Source organism: Nonomuraea sp. NPDC049625 (assembly GCF_040675285.1).
Classification (GTDB): Bacteria; Actinomycetota; Actinomycetes; order Streptosporangiales; family Streptosporangiaceae; genus Nonomuraea; species Nonomuraea angiospora_A.
Genome location: NZ_JBFAOQ010000018.1, coordinates 33,751 through 54,788, shown reverse-complemented (window position 1 = coordinate 54,788; position 21,038 = coordinate 33,751). Strand labels below are relative to the sequence as shown.

17 protein-coding genes are annotated in these 21,038 nt (G+C 70.5%); 9 read left to right on the top strand and 8 right to left on the bottom strand.

The window, feature by feature from the left end; all coding sequences use genetic code 11:
* The first annotated feature begins 3 nt into the window (after window positions 1-3).
* Together AB0J87_RS50910 and AB0J87_RS50905 are read left to right on the top strand one after the other, a co-directional pair.
* Window positions 4-687 carry a TetR/AcrR family transcriptional regulator gene (locus tag AB0J87_RS50910; RefSeq protein WP_363979966.1) on the top strand — a complete coding sequence of 228 codons (684 nt, stop codon included), beginning with the start codon at window positions 4-6 and terminating at the stop codon, window positions 685-687.
* A 153-nt stretch (window positions 688-840) separates the two neighbouring features.
* On the top strand, window positions 841-1,371 hold the full coding sequence (locus AB0J87_RS50905) for a hypothetical protein (protein ID WP_363979963.1): 531 nt from the start codon (window positions 841-843) through the stop codon (window positions 1,369-1,371).
* A gap of 71 nt (window positions 1,372-1,442) precedes the next feature.
* Here AB0J87_RS50905 and AB0J87_RS50900 read toward each other — a convergent pair whose 3' ends face one another.
* On the bottom strand, window positions 1,443-3,443 hold the full coding sequence (locus AB0J87_RS50900; protein ID WP_363979960.1) for a serine/threonine-protein kinase: 2,001 nt from the start codon (window positions 3,441-3,443) through the stop codon (window positions 1,443-1,445).
* Window positions 3,444-3,664: 221 nt separating this feature from the next.
* On the opposite strand from AB0J87_RS50900, the gene AB0J87_RS50895 reads away from it, so the two are divergent.
* Window positions 3,665-4,360 carry a DUF899 domain-containing protein gene (locus AB0J87_RS50895; protein ID WP_363979957.1) on the top strand — a complete coding sequence of 232 codons (696 nt, stop codon included), beginning with the start codon at window positions 3,665-3,667 and terminating at the stop codon, window positions 4,358-4,360.
* Here AB0J87_RS50895 and AB0J87_RS50890 read toward each other — a convergent pair.
* Window positions 4,339-5,076 carry an SDR family oxidoreductase gene (locus AB0J87_RS50890; protein ID WP_363979955.1) on the bottom strand — a complete coding sequence of 246 codons (738 nt, stop codon included), beginning with the start codon at window positions 5,074-5,076 and terminating at the stop codon, window positions 4,339-4,341. The two genes, AB0J87_RS50895 and AB0J87_RS50890, sit on opposite strands and share 22 nt — an antisense overlap.
* 132 nt (window positions 5,077-5,208) lie before the next feature.
* Here AB0J87_RS50890 and AB0J87_RS50885 point away from each other — a divergent pair, with 132 nt between their 5' ends.
* The 6 genes from AB0J87_RS50885 (at window position 5,209) to AB0J87_RS50860 (ending at window position 13,074) form a co-directional block, all read left to right on the top strand.
* Window positions 5,209-5,565 (top strand): helix-turn-helix domain-containing protein, encoded by a 357-nt coding sequence (locus AB0J87_RS50885; protein WP_363979952.1) that lies wholly within the window; start codon window positions 5,209-5,211, stop codon window positions 5,563-5,565.
* Window positions 5,566-5,788: 223 nt separating this feature from the next.
* Complete coding sequence (locus AB0J87_RS50880; protein WP_363979949.1) at window positions 5,789-7,843, top strand: CBM35 domain-containing protein; 2,055 nt, start codon at window positions 5,789-5,791, stop codon at window positions 7,841-7,843.
* A gap of 36 nt (window positions 7,844-7,879) precedes the next feature.
* The gene (locus AB0J87_RS50875) at window positions 7,880-9,973 is read left to right on the top strand and encodes a glycoside hydrolase family 36 protein (RefSeq protein WP_363979946.1); all 2,094 of its coding nucleotides are present in this window, start codon (window positions 7,880-7,882) and stop codon (window positions 9,971-9,973) included.
* Window positions 9,974-9,984: 11 nt separating this feature from the next.
* On the top strand, window positions 9,985-11,304 hold the full coding sequence (locus AB0J87_RS50870) for an extracellular solute-binding protein (protein ID WP_363979943.1): 1,320 nt from the start codon (window positions 9,985-9,987) through the stop codon (window positions 11,302-11,304).
* A 1-nt stretch (window position 11,305) separates the two neighbouring features.
* Window positions 11,306-12,220: a sugar ABC transporter permease gene (locus AB0J87_RS50865; RefSeq protein ID WP_350742797.1), complete on the top strand. Its 915-nt coding sequence runs from the start codon at window positions 11,306-11,308 to the stop codon at window positions 12,218-12,220.
* Window positions 12,217-13,074 (top strand): carbohydrate ABC transporter permease, encoded by an 858-nt coding sequence (locus AB0J87_RS50860; protein ID WP_363979939.1) that lies wholly within the window; start codon window positions 12,217-12,219, stop codon window positions 13,072-13,074. Before AB0J87_RS50865 ends, AB0J87_RS50860 begins: the two co-directional genes overlap by 4 nt.
* An 8-nt stretch (window positions 13,075-13,082) precedes the next feature.
* Here the strand turns inward: AB0J87_RS50860 and AB0J87_RS50855 are convergent, their stop codons facing one another.
* The 6 genes from AB0J87_RS50855 to AB0J87_RS50830 all read right to left on the bottom strand — a co-directional run bounded on the left by AB0J87_RS50855 (window position 13,083) and on the right by AB0J87_RS50830 (window position 20,966).
* Window positions 13,083-13,343, bottom strand: coding sequence for a dihydrodipicolinate reductase C-terminal domain-containing protein (locus AB0J87_RS50855; protein ID WP_363979936.1), 261 nt, complete (start codon window positions 13,341-13,343; stop codon window positions 13,083-13,085).
* Between the two features lie 114 nt (window positions 13,344-13,457).
* The gene (locus tag AB0J87_RS50850; RefSeq protein WP_363979933.1) at window positions 13,458-14,189 is read right to left on the bottom strand and encodes a class I SAM-dependent methyltransferase; all 732 of its coding nucleotides are present in this window, start codon (window positions 14,187-14,189) and stop codon (window positions 13,458-13,460) included.
* A gap of 98 nt (window positions 14,190-14,287) precedes the next feature.
* Entirely contained in the window at window positions 14,288-16,462 is a 2,175-nt protein-coding gene (locus tag AB0J87_RS50845) for a fibronectin type III domain-containing protein (RefSeq protein WP_363979930.1), read from the bottom strand.
* 191 nt (window positions 16,463-16,653) lie between these two features.
* Window positions 16,654-19,359, bottom strand: a complete 2,706-nt coding sequence (locus AB0J87_RS50840) for a PQQ-binding-like beta-propeller repeat protein (RefSeq protein WP_363979927.1) — start codon at window positions 19,357-19,359, stop codon at window positions 16,654-16,656.
* Entirely contained in the window at window positions 19,353-20,114 is a 762-nt protein-coding gene (locus AB0J87_RS50835) for a hypothetical protein (RefSeq protein WP_363979924.1), read from the bottom strand. Before AB0J87_RS50835 ends, AB0J87_RS50840 begins: the two co-directional genes overlap by 7 nt.
* Window positions 20,115-20,357: 243 nt before the next feature.
* Entirely contained in the window at window positions 20,358-20,966 is a 609-nt protein-coding gene (locus tag AB0J87_RS50830; protein WP_363979921.1) for a TetR family transcriptional regulator, read from the bottom strand.
* Between the last annotated feature and the right edge of the window lie 72 nt (window positions 20,967-21,038).

The window sequence follows — 21,038 nt, the reverse complement described above, 5'->3', positions numbered from 1 at the left end:
CAAGTGGATCCTAAGTACGAGCGGGTCGCGGATGAGCGCGGGACGATCGGGGCGCAGGCGGCGGAACGCCGTACCGACGGCGGCGCATCCCGTCGCCGTGGCTCCGAACTCGAGGGCGCGATCCTCGACGCCGCGTGGGACGTGCTGATCGAGCACGGATACCACGGCTTCACCTACGAAGCGGTCGCCGCCCGCGCCGGTACGAGCCGTCCCGTGCTCTACCGGCGCTGGCCGCAGCGCGACGACCTGCTGCTGGCCACGCTCACCAGGTTCTGGCAGCCGATCGCGGTGCCCGACACCGGCAGCCTCCGCGACGACGCGATCGGCTTCCTGCGCAACGCCAACGCCGACCGCGCGCCCACGATCACGTTCATGAGCGTGCAGCTGGCGGACTACTTCCGCGACGCCGGCACCAGCTTCGGCGAGCTGCGCCGCACCCTCCTCCCGCCGGGCCAGGCGACCGCCTTCGAGACGATCGTCGCCCACGCGGTCGGGCGCGGCGAGCTGCCCGACGTGCCGCGCCCGTCCCGCGTGGTGAACCTGCCGTTCGACCTGCTGCGCCACGACCTGCTCACGACGATGCGCGCGGTGCCGGACGAGTCGATCGTCGAGATCGTGGACGAGGTGTGGCTGCCGCTGCTGGGGACACGACCCCGTCCCCAAGCACCGCGACCGGGCCGTCTCTGAAGCCAGGTCGACGAGACGGACGGGGGCCACAGCGCCGGTGGTACGGGACGCGCACCTCAACGTTCGCGAAGACATCTGATGATCTCGTCAATCACCGGCACTCCCCGCCGCGTTCGGGCTACAGTTTGCAGCCATGATCACGGAGGAAGTGCTGTGAAACAGTCCAAAGCCCAACGAATCGGCCGGTCGGCGCTGGTCACGGCGCTGGCCGCAGGCGTCATGATGGCAGGCGTCGTTCCCGCGGCGAACGCCGCTGCCACCGCCCAGAAGAGGACGCTAGGACCGTTCGGGTACGGCAACATCAAGCTCGGGATGACGGAGGCGCGGGCCAGGGCGACCGGGAGGATCGTTCGCAAGACCATCAACGTCCCCACCACGTGCTCGACCTATGACCTGAAGGAGCGGCGGTACAGCGGCAACCGGGCAGGGATGTACATTTCGAAGAAGCAGGGCGTGGTCACGATCTCCGCGCCGGGCCGCGGCGTCAAAACGCCGCAGGGCATCGGCATAGGCGCCACTCCCGCGCAGTTGAAGGCCGCCTACCCCAACCTGAAGCAGAATGCGCTGTACGGCACCTTCGCCACCGTCCCGGGCAACCCCAAGGCGTCCTACGTCTTCCTCGTGTCGAAGAGGATGGTCCTCGGTGTGACCCTGGTCCTGACCGCTCAGGACTGCCTCGGGTAGCGGCTCCTTCACAGGAGCTCGGCCGAGACCGCGGGTCGGCGGCGTGAACGCGGCAGGACAATGGAATCCGTTCATGGAGACGGGTACGGGGAGCTCAGGCTCCAGACCCGGACCTTGCCGTCGTTGCCCCCGGAGACCGCCACCAGGCGGCCGTCCAGGTGGCCGGTTGCCACCGCTTCGATCAGGCCCACGTGGTCCTTGAAGGGTTCGCCGATCGGCTTGCCGGTCGCCAGGTCCCACACCCGTACGGTCTGGTCGTTGTAGCCGCCGGAGACCACGATCGGGCGGCCGTCGTTCAGTTGCGCAGCGGCCAGGCCGAGCGCCCAGCTCCGGTGGCCTCTGAAGGGCCGGCCGATCGGTTCGCCCGTGGCCAGGTCCCAGACGCGTACGGTGTGATCGCCTTTCCCACCGCCCGAGATCGCCACCGGGCGGCCGTCGAGTCGCGCCACCGTCGCCGATTCGACCGGCCCGTCGTGAGCGTTGACGCGTCTGGCCATGGGAGTGCCGGTGGCCAGGTCCGTCATCAGGATGGTGCCGTCGACGTCCCCGGAGACCACGATCGGGCGGCCGTTCACCTCGCCCACCGCCACCGAGAGCACCCAGCCGCGGCCGGTGCCGACGGGGTCGCCGACCCGGTCGCCGGTGGCCAGGTCCGAAACCTGCACCGTACCGTCGAGACCGCCGGACACCGCCACGGGGCGGCCGTTCACCTGCCCGACCGCCACCGATTCGACCGAGCCCCGATGGCCTTGGAAGGGTTTGCCGATCGGTTCGCCGGTGGTCTGGTCCCAGACGCGTACGGTGCCGTCGCGACCACCGGAGACGACGACCGGTCGGCCGCTCACCTGCCCTGTCGCCACCGACCAGACCGGACCCTGATGCCCCGCGAACGGGGAGTGGAGGGGTGCGCCGGTGGCGAGATCCGATATGAGCACCGTGCCGTCGTAGCCTCCAGAGGCGACGACGGGACGGCCGTCCCACTGCCCGACGGCCAGTGACAGCACCCACGGCTGCCAGCCGTTGACGGGCTCGCGGATCAGGGTGCCGAACGGCGCGCCCGTCGTGGAGGGCTTCGCGCCGGCGGTGGAGAGGGGGGTGCCGGGGAGGCTCCCGGCCAGGACGGACGCCAGCCATAAGGCCACGGGGATCGCGAGGACGACGGCGGCCGCCGCGAACACCTTCGCCAAGCCGGGCGGACGTTGACGGCGGCGGCGCGGGGCGTTTTCGGGCGGCGGTGCGGGACGCCGGTAACCCGTGTCCTGGAGGGGGGTCTCGTGGGTGAGCGCGGTGAACAGGTCGGTGATGCTCGGCCGGGACGCGGGGTCCTTGGCCAGGCCGGCGGCCAGGAGGGGACGGAGGCGGTCGGGGACGCCTGCCAGGTCGGGCTCGCGGGTCATGATCGCGTTGAGGACTCCCGCGGTGACCGTGCCGGAGAAGGCCCGGTGCCCGGTGGCGGCGTACACCATGGTCGCGGCCCAGGCGAACACGTCCGAGGCGGCCCCGGCCGGCTCTCCGTTGAGCTGTTCGGGCGACAGGTAGGCCGGGGTGCCGACCAGGCCGGATCCCGTGGTGGAGTGGTCCAGTACCCGGGCGATGCCGAAATCGATGACGACGGGGCCCTCCTGGCCCATGATCACGTTGCTGGGCTTGAAGTCCCGGTGCACGATGCCGGCCCGGTGGATCGCGTCCAGCGCGACCAGGGTGGTGATCGCCAACCGGTCCAGCCCGCCGCCCGTGCGCGGCCCTTCCCGGGTCACGAGCTCGTCCAGGGACGGGCCCTGTACGTACTCGCTGACCAGGTAGGGCGCCCGGTCGGCGATCCCGGCGTGGACGACCCGCGCCGTGCAGAACGCCGCCACCGACCTGGCTATCTCGGTCTCGCGCAGGAACCGGTCCAGGGCTTCGGGCTCGGAGGCCATCCGGGCGTGCAGCGTCTTGACGGCCACCTGCCGGCCCGAGGGGGCCTGCCCCAGATAGACGACCCCCTGCCCGCCCACGCCCAGCACGCCGATCAGTCGATAGTCCCCGATCTGCCGGGGATCGTTCTCGGCCAACGGGCGCGGACCGGACATGAGGCAATCTTCTCCTGGGGTCAGGGAGGATCCACTCGGCTGCTCAAAAGGTATATGTCCGCATGATGACGCAAAAGCGTTGTGGCGGGTGCGCTATCGGGGCGGCGTTTCCGCGCCGATGCGGGCCCCGCGACCGGGACGGCCCGCTGGAGGCGTTGAAGGATCATCCCGACGGGGATGGGGAGGGGTACGCGGAACTGGACGGGAAGGTGAACGACACCATGAAGACACCCGCGATCGTCACGCCGCAGGAGTGGGAGGCAGCGCGCCGGCGGTTGCTCGTCAAGGAGAAGGAGCTGACCCACGCCCGGGACGCGCTGGCCGCGGAGCGCCGGCGGATGCCGTGGCTGGAGGTGGAGAAAGACTACGAGTTCGACGGGCCGGCGGGTAAGGCGAGCCTGCCGGACCTGTTCGAGGGCCGTCGCCAGCTGGTCGTCTACCGCGCCTTCTTCGATCCCGGCGTGCACGGCTGGCCCGATCACGCGTGCGTCGGGTGTTCCATGGTGGCCGATCATGTCGGGCACCTCGCCCATCTGAACGCGCGTGACACCACTCTCGTGTTCGTCTCCCGCGCGCCCCAGCCGGACATCGCGCGGGTGAAGGCGCGGATGGGCTGGACGATGCCCTGGTACACCCTGACCGATGACTTCGACGCCGACTTCGGCGTGAACGAGTGGCACGGCACCAACGCGTTCATCCGCGACGGCGACAGGGTGTTCCGCACGTACTTCATCAACGACCGCGGCGACGAGGCGCTGGGGAGCACCTGGAGCTACCTCGACATGACCGCGCTCGGGCGGCAGGAGGAGTGGGAGGACTCTCCCGAGGGCTATCCCCAGACCCCGCCGTACCAGTGGTGGAACTGGCACGACGAGTACGGCGCGGGCGAGGGCCGTCAGCCGGACAGGACCCGGTAGCCCGCGTCCACCGGGATGCAGGCGCCGGACACGGCGTCGAACCCGCCGTCGAGAATGGAGCCGATCACCGCGGCGACATCCTGAGGATCGAGCACCCGGCCGAGGACCGAGCGGCGCCCCAGCGCCGCCTCCGTCTCGGGCGTTCGCATCATGGCGCTGGCCTCGGTACGGACCGCGCCGGGCGCCACGGTGTTCACCCGGATTCCCCAGGCACCGGCCTCGGCGGCGACGTGCTGGGCAAAGGTGTTGAGCGCCGCCTTCGCCGTCGCGTGCGCGACCGCGCCCGGACGTACCAGCTCGGCGCTGAGGCTGGAGACGTAGACGATTCGGCCGTCGCCCTGCTCGCGCATGCGGTCCAGTGCCCGCTGGGTGATGTGGAAGACCCCGGCGAGCTCCCCGGTGACCTTGCCGGCGAAGTCCTCCCACGGCATCTCGGCCAGCGGGCCGAACGGCGGGGGGATGTTGGCGTTGCAGACCAGCGCGTCCACCCGCGCGCAGGCCTCGACGAGTTCGGCCACCTGGCCAGGGTCGCGGACGTCGGCCTGGACAGCCTGCGCCGTACCGCCGGCCGCCTGGATCTGCTTGACCACCGAGGCGGCCGCCGACGTGTCGGCGCGATAGTTGACGATCACATGGAAACCGCGACGGCCCAGCTCATGTGCCGTCGCGGCACCGATACCGCGCCCCGCGCCGGTGATGAGTGCGATGCGTCGCATGTCATGCCTCCTCTGCTCTACGGCTTCGGTGGCAGACTCTAGGTATTGAGCATTCCAGGAGAAAGTACCTACCTTTTGGTAAGCTCCATACCCTGCCGTCGGCTTTCTGCTCGTCAAGGGGTGGCACGACGTATGAGTGACGCGTTTCACAGGGACTGCCCGGCGCGCATGGTGCTCGACCACGTCACCAGCCGCTGGGCGGTGCTCGTGCTGACCGCCGTCCGCGGTGGCCCGCTGCGGTTCCACGAACTGCGCACCAAGATCGAGGGGATCAGCGAGAAGATGCTGTCCCAGACGCTGCGCACTCTCGTACGCGACGGCTTCGTCCGCCGAACGGTCACCCCCACCACGCCGCCACAGGTCAGCTACGGCCTGACCGCCCTCGGCGAGGGGATCACCGAGCCGCTCCAGACCCTGTCCGACTGGATCCGGGACCATGCGGGTGACATCCTCGCCGCCCAGGCCGTGTACGAACAGGAAACTCCCTGAGCGGCTCCGCCGCGGAGCACCGAGAGAGCCACCGGGCCGCATCCCGCGCACGCGGCGGACTCTCGGTCGATATTTGCCGGTAACAACCTGGTAACAGGGTCTTCTCCTCGGCAATGTGAGCGGTCACACTCAGGCAACAAGAAATGTGACCGGTCACATCTGCGCACCTCCACGTCCCCCCAAGGGCTCTGACGCCCGCAGCACGCAAGGAGGTTGTCTCGCCATGAGGAGGAAACATGCCTGGTCAGCGATGCTGGCGGTGGTCCTGTTGACGGGTGCCGTGCACGCCGCCCCCGCCCAGGCCGCGTCTCAGCTCGTCGTCGATCTCGGCAGCTCGACCGGCGCGCTCAGGTACGGAGCCACCGGCTTCCTGTACGGGCTCGGCGACGAGGGCATCCCGAACGAGACCATGCTCGCCGCCCTCAAACCGCAGGTCACCGCCCAGAAGGCGCCTGACGGCCTGCAACACCCGAACGGCGACGCGCTCAAGATCGCCCCCATGTTCAAACGCGCCGGCGGCCGCGAGATCCAGATCTACATGCAGGACGTCTACAAGCAGTGGCCGTACGAGAACCTGGGCATCAACGACTACCTGGCCAAGGTGGACACGATGGTCAGGAAGGTCGTCGCCGACCCGTACCGCACCTCGTACGTCTACGTCCCCTTCAACGAGCCCGACCAGATCTGGTACGGCGGCAACCTCGCCGGGTTCATGAACGACTACCGGACCGTCTACCGCCGGATCCGCTCCCTCGACCCCGGCGCCCGCATCGCGGGCCCGAACTTCGCGAGCTACCGCTCGGCCGACATCCGGACGTTCATGCAGTTCGCCCGGGACAACGCCGTACTGCCGGACGTCACCACCTGGCACGAGCTCGGCGACGACTTCTTCACCAGCTGGCACACCCACCACGCCGACTACCGGGCGATCGAGTCCAGCCTGGGCATCTCCCCCAGGCCGATCACCATCAACGAGTACGGGCGCTTCTCCGGGGACCTCGGCGTGCCGGGCAACCTGGTGCAGTTCGTGGCGAAGTTCGAGAACAGCAAGGTCGACGGCTGCCTGGCGTACTGGACGACGGCCGGCGGGCTCAACGACCTGGTCACCAGGAACAACCAGGCGACCGGCGGCTGGTGGCTGTACAAGTGGTACGGCGAGCTGACCGGCAACACCGTGGCCGTCACCCCACCCGCTCCCGACGGCTCCCTCCAGGTCCTGGCCGCGCTCGACCAGGGCAAGAAGCAGGCCAGGGTGATCTTCGGCGGCAACAACCCGGCCAGCGGCACGTACGACACCAACCTGGTCGTCAAGGGCATCCCGGGCGCCCTGGGCACCACGGTCCATGCCGCCGTCTGGGGCGTGGACAACACCGGGCTGAACCCCTCCCCCGGCCCGTACAAGGTCACCGAGGCGGACTTCACGCCGTCCGGCGGCCAGATCACGATCCCGCTCACCGGGCTGAAGGGCTCCTCGGCGTACCAGGTGATCGTGACCCCGGACAAGGACCCGACCGCCGGCTCCCGCTACGAGGCCGAGTACGCCGCCGCGCCGGGCGCGATCACCTACGGCCCGGTCTCCTCCGCGGACGGCGGCGCCAAGTTCGTGGTCACGGCCCCCTCGGACGGCTACTACAACGTGGACCTGCGTTACTCCGCCTCCGCCGCCCGCACGGCCAAGCTGCGGCTCAACGGCTCCGACCTGACCGACGTCAGCCTGCCCGCTGCCGCGAGCTGGAGCACCGTCACCACCAAGGTGTTCCTGACCGCGGGGATCAACCGCCTGGAGGTCAGCGCCGCCGGCGTCAACGTCGACTACCTCGACGTGTCGGCGACGACGGGGACGATCACCGCGTACGAGGCCGAGTCCAGCGCCAACACGCTCGGCGGCGCCGCCAGGGTGGCGGCCAACTCCGCCGCCTCGGGCGGGAAGTACGTCGGATATGTCGGCGCCGGCGCGGCCAACACGCTGCGCTTCAACAACGTCACCGCCGCCTCGGCCGGCCGCTACCGCCTGGTCGTCACGTACGCCAACGGCGAGCTGGGGGAGGGCGCCACCAACTACAACAGCAACATCGTCGACCGCTACGCCGACATCTCGGTCAACGGCGGCGCGGCCCAGCGGCACTACTTCCGCAACACGCTGGGCTGGTCGAACTACCGGACCACGGTCGTGGACGTCACCCTGGCCGCCGGAGCGAACACGATCACGTTCGGCAACTCCTCCACCGGCTACGCGCCCGACATCGACCGCATCCAGATCGCCAAGCCGGTCGGCTGAGACAAGCCGATCGGTAAGAAGCAGCAGAGGAGATCCATGAACACCAGCGTCGTCTGGGGCCACCCGAGCCTGCGGGTCGTGCTCGACGTCTCACCCGACGGCCCGGTCGGCGTCCGGTCGCTGTCCGGCGGCGACGCCGCCACGGCGCACCTGCCCAGGGCGACGCAGCCGCTGGTGGAGCTGCTGGTCCCGGAGGAGGGGCGGGCGCGGGCCTCGCACCGCTTCTCCCGGACGGCCGTCGGCCTGCGCCTGGCCTACCGGGGCTGCGAACAGCGCAGGGAGGGGGCGTGGCACGTGCTGCAGCTCGACCTGCACGACGCGCGGAGCGGGCTGAGCTCCGAGGTGTTCCTGCGCTCGGCGGAGGGCGTCAGCGCGTTCCAGGTCTGGACGCGGGTGACCAACCGCGGCCAGGCCCCCCGGCTGCTGCTGGGCGTCACGTCGTTCGCCGCCGCCTTCGCGGGGGCGGTGGACGACCTGGACGTGGTACGGGCCGACAGCGAATGGCTGGGCGAGAGCCGCTGGGTCCGCGAGGCCCTGCGCGGGCAGGCCGTACCCGATCTCCGCCTGGGCGGCCACGGGCAGGACGGCCGCGGGCGGCTCGCGGTCGTCAGCACCGGCACCTGGTCGACCGGCTCCCACCTGCCCACCGGCGGCCTGATCGACCGCGCCGGCGGGCAGGCGTGGCTGTGGCAGATCGAGCACAACGGCGCCTGGCGCTGGGAGGTCGGCGAGCGGCTCGACGACCCGTATGTCGCGCTGCTCGGCCCGACCGACATCGACCACCAGTGGCAGCACCTGCTCCAACCCGGCGAATCGTTCACCACGGTGCCGGTGTCGGTGGCGGTGTCCGGCGCGGGCCTGGAAGGGGCGGCCGCGGCGCTCACCGCGCACCGGCGGATGATCGTCCGGCCGCACCCCGACCGGGAGCGGCTGCCGGTGGTGTTCAACGACTACATGAACACGCTGTCGGGCGACCCGACCACGGCCAAGCTCCTGCCGCTGATCGACGCCGCCGCCTCGGCCGGGGCCGAGACGTTCTGCGTGGACGCGGGCTGGTACGACGACGGCGGCACCTGGTGGGACAGCGTCGGCGAATGGCAGCCGTCGCAGACGCGCTTCCCGCGCGGCATCGAGGAGGTCCTCGGCCGCATCAGGGAGCACGGCATGGTGCCGGGGCTGTGGCTCGAACCCGAGGTGATCGGCGTCCGCAGCCCCATGGCCGACAAGCTGCCCGCCGAGGCGTTCCTGCAGCGTGGCGGCGTACGCCTGGTCGAGCACGGCCGCTACCACCTCGACCTGCGCCATCCCCGCGCGATCGCGCACCTGGACCAGGTGGTGGACCGGCTGGTGGAGGAGCTCGGCGTCGGCTATTTCAAGCTCGACTACAACATCGACCCGGGCGCGGGCACCGACCTGGACGCCGACAGCGCCGGGGACGGGCTGCTGGCCTGCAACCGGGCCCACCTGGCCTGGCTGGACGGCGTCCTGGCGCGCCATCCGGGCCTCACCCTGGAGAACTGCGCGTCGGGCGCCATGCGCATGGACTACGCCATGCTGTCCCGGCTGCACCTGCAGTCCACCAGCGACCAGCAGGACTTCCGCCTCTACCCGCCGATCGCGGTGTCGGCGCCGATGTCCGTGCTGCCCGAGCAGTCGGCGAGCTGGGCGTACCCGCAGCCCGACATGTCGGACGAGGAGATCGCCTTCGCGCTGTGCACCGGCATGCTGGGGCGGCTCTACCTGTCCGGCCACCTGGACGGGATGAGCCCCGCCCAGCTCGACTCGGTCCGCGACGCCGTACGCGTCCACAAGGAGATCCGCGCGGACCTGGCCCGCGCGACGCCCGTGTGGCCGCTGGGGCTGCCACGCTGGGGCGACCGCCACCTCGCCCTGGGTTTGCAGACGGCCGACGTCACATACCTTGGCGTATGGCGACGCGACGGGGCGAAGCCCGTACGGCTGGACCTGCCACATTTGGCGGGCCGCGCGGTCGAGATCGACGTGATCTACCCGCGGCACCTGCCGGACTGGGCTCGCGACTGGCAGCCCGGCACCGGCGTGTTGACGCTCACCCCCTGCTGCGACGAGCCCCACTCCGCCCGGATCCTCCGCATCCGCACCGCCTCATGAAAGAGACCACCATGAAGACCACCTGGACGGCCGCCGCCGTCGCGACGGCGCTCGCGCTCGGCCTCGCCGCGTGCAGCGACCCCTCCGTCGAGACCTCCTCCGCCGCGCCCGCCACCGCCGCGGCCTGGCCCGACCCGGCCACCAAGCTCGACGGCGTCAAGCTGACGATCTGGGCCGCCCAGAACAGCAACACCGTGCCCAAGGCGGTCATCGCCGGGTTCCAGCAGGCGACGGGCGCGGCGGTCGAGGTCGTGACGATCCCGGACCCGTACGAGCAGGGCATCCAGACCAAGGTCGCCACCGGCGACAAGCCCGACCTGGCGTTCTGGCAGCCGACCGCGTCCATGCTGACCGCGATCAACGCCAAGGCCAACCTCCAGCCGCTGAACGACGCGCCGTGGCTGGCGCAGCTGTCGCCGGACCTGAAGGACATCACCGGCATCCTGGACGGCGCCCGGTACGCGGCCCTCATCACGAGCCCCGCGGTCGAGGGCGTCTACTACAACAAGGAGGTCTTCGCCGCCAACAAGATCACCAGCACGCCGAAGAACTTCGACGAGATGGTGAAGCTGGGGCGCACGCTGAAGGCCAAGGGCGTCACGCCGTTCTTCGAGATGGCCGGCGACAAGTGGGCGACCCAGTGGTGGGTGCAGGTCCAGCTCGCGGACGCGGCCAAGGACGGCCTGTGGGAGCGGATCAACACGGGCAAGGAGACGTTCAACGGCCCGGCCGTCGTGGGGGCGATCAAGACGTACAAGTCGCTGATCGACGAGGGGCTGTTCAACTCCGACATCAAGACCGCGAAGTTCGAGGACCAGGGCGCGGCGCTGCTGGCCGGCAAGGCGGCCATGGTCGTGCAGGTGAACTCGTTCTTCGGGCAGCTGCAGGCCTCGGCCGACACCGCCACGCTGAACAAGAAGATCGGCTTCTTCCCGATCTCGCCGTCGGGGAACGTCGGCACGTTCATCCCCGACCAGTCGAACGCGCTGGTGGCGTTCAAGACCGGGGACGCCAAGCGCGAGGCCGCGGCGCGGCAGCTGCTGGCGTACTGGATGGGGCCCGGCTACAAGGACTTCGTCGCCGACCGCAACACCGTCTCCCTGGAGCCGTCGGTGCCCAGCCCGGCGGGCGTGCCGCAGGCGCTGCTGGACGTGCACGCCGCGCTGCCCACCGCGGTCGGGTCGATGCAGGCGCTGGCGGTGGCCAACCCGGACCTGTACCTGAACCTGGCCGACATGATCACCGGGACCATGACGCCGGAGAAGGTCGCCTCGGCCACCCAGGATCAGTTCGCCCAGCTCGCCAAGGCCGCCGGGGCGAGCGGTTTCTGACGTGCTGATCACCACCTCGCGGCAGGCCGCCTCCCGCACCACGACCGCGACCCGCGGGCGCCCGGTCGTCGGGAGGCGGACGCACCCCATGTGGTTCATGGCTCCGGCGTTCGCCATCCTGCTGGTGTTCTTCTTCCTGCCGACGCTGTTCAACTTCGTCTACGCCTTCACCGACTGGTCGGGCTTCAAGAGCGCGATCCGGCCCGTCGGTCTGGACAACTTCACCGACCTGGCCTCCAACGGCACGCTGTTCCGGTCGCTGCGGGTCACGGTCGTGTACGCGGTGCTGGTGGCGCTCTTCCAGAACGCGTTCGGCTTCGGCCTGGCCGTGCTGCTCGAACGCGACACCTGGCTCAACCGGGTGGCCAGGGTGTTCTTCCTCATCCCGGTGCTGATGTCGGCCCTCGCCGTCGGCTACATCTTCCAGGCCCTGCTCAAGCCGACGGGCGGCCTGAACCGGCTGCTCGGGATCGACTACGCCTGGCTGGGCGACACCACCTGGACGGTCGTGGTCGTCGCGCTGATCCACGCGTGGAAGTGGATGGGGCTGTCGATGCTCATCTACCTGGCGGGGCTGAAGACCGTCCCGGAGGACATCGTGGAGGCCGCCCACATCGACGGGGCGTCGCGGTGGCGTACGTTCTGGGCGGTCCGCTTCCCGCTGCTGGCGCCCGCGATCACGTTCAACGTCGCCACGGCGCTGCTGGGCTCGATGAACGGCTTCGACATCGCCCAGGCCACCACCGGCGGCGGGCCCGCCCGCACGACGGAGATCCTGAACATCTTCATCTACCGCACCTTCGGCCAGGGCCTGTTCGCGCAGGCCACGACGATGAGCCTGGTGCTGTTCCTGCTGGTGGCCCTCATGGCCTTCCCTGTCATCTACGTGCTGCGCAAGCGGGAGGAGATCCTGTGACCCCCGTCGTCCCCGACCGCCGCGGTGTGAGCGACGCGCCCGTGTGGCGCCGGCTCCAGCCCGTGGTCACGTTCGTGCTCGTGGTGCTGTCCATCGGCATCCCGCTGTGGCTGGTGCTGGTGACGGCGGCCAAGTCCCGCGGCGAGGCGCTCACGCCGGACCTGTCGCTGCCGACCGAGTGGCACCTGCTGGAGAACCTGCGGCAGGTGTGGGGCGACGGCGAGGTCCTGCGGGCGTCGCTGGGCAGCCTGCTCGTCGTCGTGCCCTCGGTGATCGGGGTGCTGCTGTTCGGGTCGATGGCGGCCTGGATCCTGGCGCGCCGCGCCACGCGGATCAACGCCGTCCTGTACGCGCTGGCGATCAGCGGCATCGTGCTCCCGCCCGCCGTCGTCACCGTCGTCCTGCTGCTGCGCCAGCTCGGCCTGGCCGGGAGCGCGGTCGGGATGATCGGCGTCTACATGGGCATCTACATGTCCACGGTGATCTTCTTCGTCACCGGCTTCGTGCGGACCATCCCCACCTCCCTGGAGGAGGCGGCGCAGCTCGACGGGGCGAGCCCGATGCGGGTGTTCTGGCTGGTCGTGCTGCCGCTGCTGCGCCCGGTGCTGGCCACGGCCACCATCCTGGTCTGCCTGTACGTGTGGAACGACGTCTTCTACGCCTTCTTCGTGATCGGCGGACGACTGGACACGCTGCCCCTCAACCTCTTCCGCGTGGCCAGCGCCGGGCTCTATCTCAACAACTGGCACCTGATCTTCGCGTACGTGATCCTGATGAGCCTGCCGCTGGTCGTGGTCTTCGCCGTCGCCCAACGCAAGATCATCTCGGGTATCACCAGCGGCGCCGTCAAGTAGCCGGCCGGTCAGCCCCTGAAGAGCAGTGAGTCCAGTCCCCTGCGCACGCCGGTCTCCTCGCCCGCGTGGCGCACCGCCAGCAGCGTCCCGGCCACGTACGGGCTGGGGTCGGTGCCGGGGTCGTGCCGCATGACCAGGCGTTCCCCCGGACCGCCGAACACGATCTCGGTGCTCACCACGAAACTGGGCAGCCGTACCGAGTGGGTGCGGCTCCCGGCGACCTCGGCGCCGCGCGCCTCCACCGGGCCGTGCAGCTCGCCGGGCGGCACGGCCGGCTCGGGCGTGCGGACCGTCCATCGCGGCCGCCCGGCGCAGCACGGTCGCCATCACGGAGAAGTTCCCCGCCGCGATCACGCCGTCACTCCAAGCGTCCGGGCTTCCCGTCACGACGCCTTCTGCCAGACCGACACGTGGCTCCTGCTGTCGCCGGTGAAGGGCTCGCGCTCCCAGCCGGCCCACCGTTCGCGCAGGGTCATTCCGGCGATCCGCGCCATCAGGTCGAGCTCGGACGGCCAGACATAGCGATGCGCCGTCGAGCGGGTCTCCAACTGGCCGTCCACGACCCAGTAGTGATGGGAGACGGCGATCTGCGACGCCACGTCGTACTCCTCGAAACCCAGATGCGCGGGGGTCACGGTGAACGGGTGGACGGTCTGGCCGGGCGGGAGCCGCCGGAGCTCCGGGACGTACACCTCGATGACGAAACGGCCGCCGGGCTCCAATTGGGCCGCCACCGTGCGGAAGCACTCCACCTGCTCTTCTTGGGTCGTCAGGTTGGTGATGGTGTTGCGCACCAGATAGGCGAGTGCGAAGGTGCCGCCCGCCCTGGTCGTGGCGAAGTCGCCGATGGTCACGCCGATGTTCTCCGCGCCCGGCTTGGTCCGCAGCTGCGCCACCATGGCCGGCGACAGCTCTATCCCGTGCACCCGGACACCGCGCCTGCTGAGCGGCAACGCGATGCGGCCGGTGCCGATGCCCAGCTCGAGAGCGGCGCCCGATCCGGCCAGCTCGGCGAGGAAGCCCACCGCGGGGTCGACGACGGCCGGATCGAACAGTTCCGGCCATTTGGCTTCGTACGTCTGCGCTGTCCGTTCGTCGAAGTGGTTCTCCGGCACAGACCCACTGTGCCCAGGACGCCGGGCGACCGCCACCGATTAACCGGCCCTCGCCTCTCGCCCGGCCCGGGATCGGCGGGCCGGGAGAGCCGGGGCGGTCAGGCGCAGGTGTAGCCGGAGGGTAGGGCGGTGTTGCCGTTGGGGCGGGTCGCCTGGAAGCCGACGCCGGTGGTGGCGGCTCCGGGGGCGAGGGTGCCGTTGTGGCCGGCGTTCTTGATGGTCACGGTCTGCCCGCTGACGGTGGCGGTGCCGTTCCACGAGCCGGTCAGCGTGTGCCCGGCCGGCAGCGTGAAGGTGACCGTCCATCCGTTGATCGTCGAGGTGCCGGTGTTGGTGATGGTCAGGGGCTGGATGACGTACCCGGTGGCCCACTGGGTCTGGACGGTGGGGACGGCCGTGCACGTTCCGGTGGAGGTGCCGGGCTGGGTGGTCACCTGCGCGGTGTTCGAGACCGGCGAGGTGTTGCCCCCGGCGTCGCGCGCCCTGACCTGGTAGCGGTAGGTGGTGCTCGGGGTCAGGCCCGTGTCGCTGAACGAGGTCGTGGCCGAGGTGCCGACCTGGGTGAACGTGCCGCCGCTCGCGCCGGGCGCGCGCAGGATGTCGTAGCCGGCGACGCCGGTGTCGTCCGTCGAGGCCGTCCAGCCCAGGGTCGTGCCCGTGGACGAGGTCGCCGAGGCCGCCAGGCCGGCCGGGGCCGTCGGCGGCGAGGTGTCGCCGCCGCCGATCGTCGTCGTGAACGTGACCGGTGGCGAGTCGCCGGACAGGTTGCCCGCGCCGTCCCGTGCCCGCACGTACACCTGGTACTGGGTGTTCGCGGTCAGCCCGGTGAGGGTGATCGAGTTGGTGGCGGACTGGCCGAGTTGCGGGTCGGTGGTGCCCTGCTCGCGGTAGACGTTGTAGCCGGCCAGGCCGGAACCGCCCTGGTCGGTGGACGCGGCCCAGGTCAGCGTGGCGCCGGTGGCGGTCACGTTGGACGCGGCCGGGGTGCCCGGCGTGCTCGGCGGGGTGGTGTCGCCGGAGTCGCCGAGCGTGGGAGTCTGCCAGTCTCTCCACTCGGCCAGATTGCCGAGCGCCTTGGACGAGATCCTGATCGCGCCGGGGGCGTTGCCCGTCTTCAGCAGGAACTTCTGGATGTTCTGCTGGAGCGGGGTCCGCCATTCCGCCCTGTTGGCGCAGTGGTTGCCGTCCTGGATGTCGGACCAGTACGTGATGTTCTCTCCCGCGCCGAGCGCCTTGTAGACCTCCGCCCCGCCCAACGCCGCCACGCTGGCGGACTTGGGTCCGAGATTGGTGATGTGCGGATTGTCCATGATGAACAGTCCGCGCGGCGCGACCATGGCCACCATTTCATGCGTGTCCACCGGCAGCCTGGCCGGGCTGCTCGTGAAGGAACCGAACGCGTCACCCAGCCACGGCTGCTCTCCGTACGCGCTGCTCAGGCTCTGGGCGCCCTCCCCGGGAATTCCGCGGAAGATGGGAACGCCGGCGCTGCCCGACTCGATCGGCATGGTCAAGGCGATGCGCTGATCGAACGCGCCGATCACGAAAGCGCCCTTTCCGAAGCGCGAGCATCCCGTGACGCCGGTCGCATCCGCTTTGAGAATGCCGCCGCCCGACTGTTCGATGACGTCGATGATCCGGCTCACGCCCCAGGCCCAGGCGAGCAGCAGCCCCGTGCTGCTGGAGGAGCCGTAGATGCTGTAGAACGCGCCTTGCTTGTTGTTGCGTGGCGTGCCCTCTTTCCCGACCGCGTACGGGTCGTAATTGATGACGGCGGCGCCGGCCGCCTTGATGGCGGCCGTGTCCGCGCCGAATCCGCCCACGACCACGACGGCCGGGAAAGGTCCGGAACCACTCGGCAGATCGACGCTCGCCGAGAAACTCGAGCTCTTGCCGTTGTGGTTCACGTTCACGGTGATGCCGGTCCTCGAAACCGTTCCGGTGACGCCGGCCGGTTTTCCCGGCTTCTCGCCGTAGACGAATTTCTCCGCCAGCTTCTTGATTTCCTGGCGTCGGCACCGCCAGTCGGACCTGGCGGAGATGCGCGTACCGTCCAGCTTCTTGAAGGGGTCGGGAAGCTTGGAGTTGGTGGGTAAGGAGCCTGCGTCGGGCAGGCCGGTCACCGTGCAGTCGGCGCCCTCGTCCTCGACTCCGGCCGCCGCGACGGCCTCGGGGGGCGCTACCGTCACCGCTCCGGCGATCGACAGCGCCGCTGCCGCCGTCAGCGCGACGACCCTGGTACGGATCTTGGAGCGGGCCAAGCTGGTGATCACCAGGGCTCTCCCTTCCGGGTGGAGTGTTGGCGATCAGTCTGGGAATGCCTATGAAACATGTCAATATAAGACAGAAATATTTCAAAGATCAATCTTTTGCCGGGATTGTGAACTGGGAATATGTCAGTACGACTGTCGAAAGTTTCGGAGAGGGGGCGACGTATAGTGCACCTCTGTCTCCATAGAGCCCGCTATTCCGAAAGTTTCGAGATATCGCCGTTCGAGCCGCCGACGTACACGAAGCCGCCTGCCACGACCGGTCTGGTCTCGATGGGGCCGCCGGTCGGGAAGCTCCGGCGCACCGTGCCGGTGGCGGGGTCGAGCGCGTGCAGCGTTCCCGCGCCGTCCCCGATGTGAATGGTCCCGCCTGCCGCGACCGGGCCCGCCGGGCGGCCCTTGCCCAGCGGGAACGACCATCGCGACGCGCCGGTGGCGGCGTCGAGCGCGTGCAGCATGCTGTCGGCGCCTGTGGCGTACACGAGTCCGGAGGCCACGGCGGCATCCCATCGGTAGCCGGGTTTGTCGCCTTCGGTCCGGAAGCGCCACAGCCGCGTGCCGGAGGCGGCGTCCAGCGCGTACGTCGTGCCGTCCCTGCCGCCGAGGTACACGGCCCCGCCGGCCGCCACCGGTCGGAAGTCGACGGAACCGGCGATCTCCGAGCTCCACCGGGCCTTCCCGGAGGCGGCTTCCAGGGCGTGCACCTCGCCGTCGGTGCTCGCGGCGTAGACGACACCGTCGGCCCGCGCCAGATAGGTGTGGTCTCGTGCTCCGCCGGCCCGGAAACGCCATTTCCGGGCTCCCGAGGCGGCGGCCAGCGCGTACACCATGCCGTGGTCGCCGCCGACGTGGACGACGTCGCCGGCCAGCACAGGGTCGGGGTTGAGGACGTCGCCCTCCGGCCGGAAGGCCCACGCCCGCCTGCCGGAGGCGGCGTCGAGCGCCACGACCTCGGCGTTCGCGGACCAGGCGGGGCTCCTGGTCCAGACGTAGAGGCGGCCCGCCGCGCCCACCAGGTCGCCGGCCACGTTGAGCCTGCGGCTCCACCTCGGGCGGCCGGTGGCGGCGTCCAGCGCCGTCAGCCTGCCGGACGTGTTCGCGACGAAGACGGTGCCGTCCATCACCACGTGATCGAACTGAACGGGGCCGCCGGTCCGGAAGCTCCACCGCGGCCCGCCGGTGGCGACGTCCAGCGCGGAGACCGTGCCGTCGCCGCTCGTGGCGTAGACGACACCGCCGGCCACCACCGGGTCGGCGTGGACGGCCCCGTCGGTCGGATGGATCCAGCCGCGCTCGCGGACGGGGCCGGGAGCGCGGGCGCCCGGCCGGTAGCGGGCGAGCAGATTGTCCCGCAGCAACGGGGAGAGGAGCCGCACGGCCTGCCGTGAGGTGGAGGTCAGCCGGACGATGACGGGGCCCGCGTTGACGATCGTCGCGCCGTGGAGTCCGTTCGTCCTGGCCACGGTGTAGGAGAGGAAGTCGGGGCGCTGGGTGGTGAGGTCGGCGGCATCGGCCCCCTTGACGGCGTCCACCTCGGCGGTGAACAGCTTTCGCGCGGCCGCGCTCGACGGGGACACCCATTCCACGGAGAGCGAGACGACGGCGCCGTCGTCCGTGGGCGGTATCCAGTCGCATGTCGCCGGTTTCGGCAGCGCCGGATCGTCCTGTCCGGGCACCGCGCGGTAGCCGTCCGCGAGGACGGACAGGTCACGGCCGGCCAGCAGGGAGCAGGCGTCCGGCCAGGCGCTCGCCGGGACGCCGCCGAACCGGGCGGACCCGTGGGAGAGCCCGTAGCTCAGCTTGTACGCGGTGAGGCGGCCGTCACCGTACACGAAAGCCAGGTCCCGGATCGCCCCAACAAGGGACGCCGACCGCGCGGGCAGGTCGAGCGGCAGCGCGCCGAGCCGTCCGGTGGCGGGGTCCAGGGAGGTCAGGTACGCGGGCAACGGCCATCCGTTGTGCAGGAGGAGCGCGCCGTTATCGGCCGTCACGGGGTACGAGCCGGCGAACAGGGGCGCGCTCCAGCGGGTCGGGTTCATGACCCGCGCGGCTTCCGAGGCGGTGGACGCCGGGCGGCCGTCCGGACCGTAGAAGAAGTCCTCCTCCCCCACCGAGGCGTGGACATATCCATCCGCATTGGCCGTGAGGGTCATCGGCGGGCCTCCGTCCGGCGGCGAGGCGAGCGACGACAGCAGGCGCGCCCAGCCGGGCCGCAGCGTGCGCGGATCCATCGAGGCGAGCCGCACCTGGCTGCTCGCGCAATAGCTGAGCAGCATCACCGATCGGGCGGTCGCGGCGCCTCGAAGGTCGCAGCCTCGCGGGTACGTCACCCGCCCCGTGGTCACGCCGGTCCGGAGATCGAGGGCCTGGAGGTCGAAGGGTTCGGCGGGCCGCTCGAACACCACGATGCCGCGCTCGGTCACCATGATCCGCGGGCCCCGGTACACGCCGGCGCCGATCGCCGGGGGCCGATGGGTGGAGACGGCGATCGTGCGCCGCCACAGCGTGGTGCCCGTGGCCAGGTCCAGGCCGGTCAGGGCATGGGCGGCGACGTCGGGCGTTCCTCGCGACACGACCAGCGTGTCCGCCGCGAGCCACACGCCGGTGACGGGCGCGGCGGGAGCCGGGCCTGCGGGGACGGTGCGCCGGAGCTCACCTGTACGCGGATCGCGGATCCGTACGGTGCCCTGTTGGGTCGCCATGGCGACCGCGCGGCCGGACACGGCGTAGCGCGGAGTCTCGAAGGGCGGCTCCCCGGTGCCGGCGTCCGCGGGCGCCGACCACGCCACGCGCCACTCGACGGGTACGAGCGAGAGCCGCGGAGCGTCCGCGGACGAGCAGGCCGCCAGGACCACCACGAGCAGGATCGCCCCCGCGCGCCGCCCGAGCACGGTCAGCACCCCTTGATCTTCTGGATCTTACGCTCGATCGCGCACGCCTGGCCGCGCGAGATCGGCTGCCAGCCGCCGAGCGAGGAGACGGCGTAGTAGGCGCTGTAGGCGTCGGCGATGCCGGTCACCCGGAACGGGGTCTTGCCCGGCCCCTCGATCGTCACCTGCTCGGTCCGGTCCTCCGCCAGCACGGTGACCAGGAGATCGAACTCGTAATACGCCGCCGCGCCCTTGATCGACAGGGAGAGGGTGACCGGCTCGTCCCGTTTCAGGTCTATCTGCTTCTTCCTGAAATACGAAGCGTCCTCTGCGGTGGCGAAGCGGGGAGCCGGCTCGTCGAGGTCGGCGGAGAGCTCGATGGTGTCGGCCTCGCCGGCGGGGGTGTAGACCAGCAGCGCGCCGTCCGACACCGGCTTGCGGTCGAGGACCCGCGGCTCGATGTCGACGATGCGTACGCTGCTGCGGTTGCCGATGAGGACGACGGTGACGTTCGCCTGTTCGAGCGGGGCCCGGCGATGGCTCGCCATGATCGTGTCACGGCCCGAACCTGACGTGTTGCCCAGCAGGGCCGCTCGTTCTCCGGGGTCGGTCACCGGCATCCGCAGGGCGGTGTCCTGCGCGGAGTGGTCGACGGCCACGTGGCCGACCTTGATCGGGGGCGCTCCGCTGATCCGGTCGACCGTGTCGGGTCCGCGGGCGTTGAACCAGGCGGTGAACACGGCGCCGACCGCCGCGATGAGCACGGCGCTGAGAATGCCCGCCACCCACGTCCGCGTGGCCTTCCACCGCCCGGCCCCGGCCTCCTCGGGTCGAGAGGCGGGAGCCTCGTCGGCTCCAGCGGATTTCGCACGCCTTTTGCGGCGCGCTTTGGCCATGAGGCGTCCCCCTGTGCACGGCGAACGGCGACTGACTCTCCCCTTGCTGTATACCTATACGGCTGCGCGCCGTGATGTGGGGCTGTCGACGAATTTCCTATGGCACGGATGGGGCCCGCCCGCTCGCCTTCGTCAGCGGCTGAAGGACGGCTGGTTGGCGGCGAGGGTGCGGACGGCCGAGACCACGGCCTCGCGGCGCCGGGCCAGGGCCGCCTTGTCGTCCTGCTCGTCGAGGACGAGGCGGCACAGCTGGGGGACGGCGAAGTTCCAGGCGACCAGCCCGAGCACGGTGAACATCCAGTCCTGGGCGGCGCAGGTGCGCTCGGGCCCGTCCAGTCCGGCGCCGACGCCGGCGTCCACGAGGTCGCGCACGTTGCCCCGATAGGCCTCGCGGCGTTCGTCCTCGCCCTGGACGGGGCCCTGGCCGCTTTCCAGGGCCTCCCACAGCAGCAGCCTGATCAGGTCCGGGTGGTCCTGGTACCAGTCGAACAGCTGCCCGACGGAGTCGGCCACCGCGCCGGGGTCGAGGGCGTTGGCGTGGCAGACCTCGTCGACCTTGGCCCGCACCACGGCGCCGAACAGCTTCTCCTTGCCCCCGAAGTACAGGTAGATCGCCTGCTTGTTGGCCTTGGCGGCGGCGGCGATGCGCTCGACCCGGGCGCCGGCCAGGCCGTGCGCGGCGAACTCGGCGGTGGCGGACTGGAAGATCCGCTGTCGGGTGGCCTCCGCGTCGTAGCTCATGAACTGAATTAAACCATCCAGTTGACTTTCTGCGCGACATCCGCTTCGATCTAAACCAACCAGATGGTTTAT

Excerpts from the sequence above, each read along its gene's own strand:
- AB0J87_RS50900 (WP_363979960.1), bottom strand. The coding sequence starts at position 3,443 with ATGTCCGGTCCGCGCCCGTTGGCCGAGAACGATCCCCGGCAGATCGGG.
- AB0J87_RS50895 (WP_363979957.1), top strand. The coding sequence starts at position 3,665 with ATGAAGACACCCGCGATCGTCACGCCGCAGGAGTGGGAGGCAGCGCGC.
- AB0J87_RS50890 (WP_363979955.1), bottom strand. The coding sequence starts at position 5,076 with ATGCGACGCATCGCACTCATCACCGGCGCGGGGCGCGGTATCGGTGCC.
- AB0J87_RS50885 (WP_363979952.1), top strand. The coding sequence starts at position 5,209 with ATGAGTGACGCGTTTCACAGGGACTGCCCGGCGCGCATGGTGCTCGAC.
- AB0J87_RS50880 (WP_363979949.1), top strand. The coding sequence starts at position 5,789 with ATGAGGAGGAAACATGCCTGGTCAGCGATGCTGGCGGTGGTCCTGTTG.
- AB0J87_RS50875 (WP_363979946.1), top strand. The coding sequence starts at position 7,880 with ATGAACACCAGCGTCGTCTGGGGCCACCCGAGCCTGCGGGTCGTGCTC.
- AB0J87_RS50870 (WP_363979943.1), top strand. The coding sequence starts at position 9,985 with ATGAAGACCACCTGGACGGCCGCCGCCGTCGCGACGGCGCTCGCGCTC.
- AB0J87_RS50830 (WP_363979921.1), bottom strand. The coding sequence starts at position 20,966 with ATGAGCTACGACGCGGAGGCCACCCGACAGCGGATCTTCCAGTCCGCC.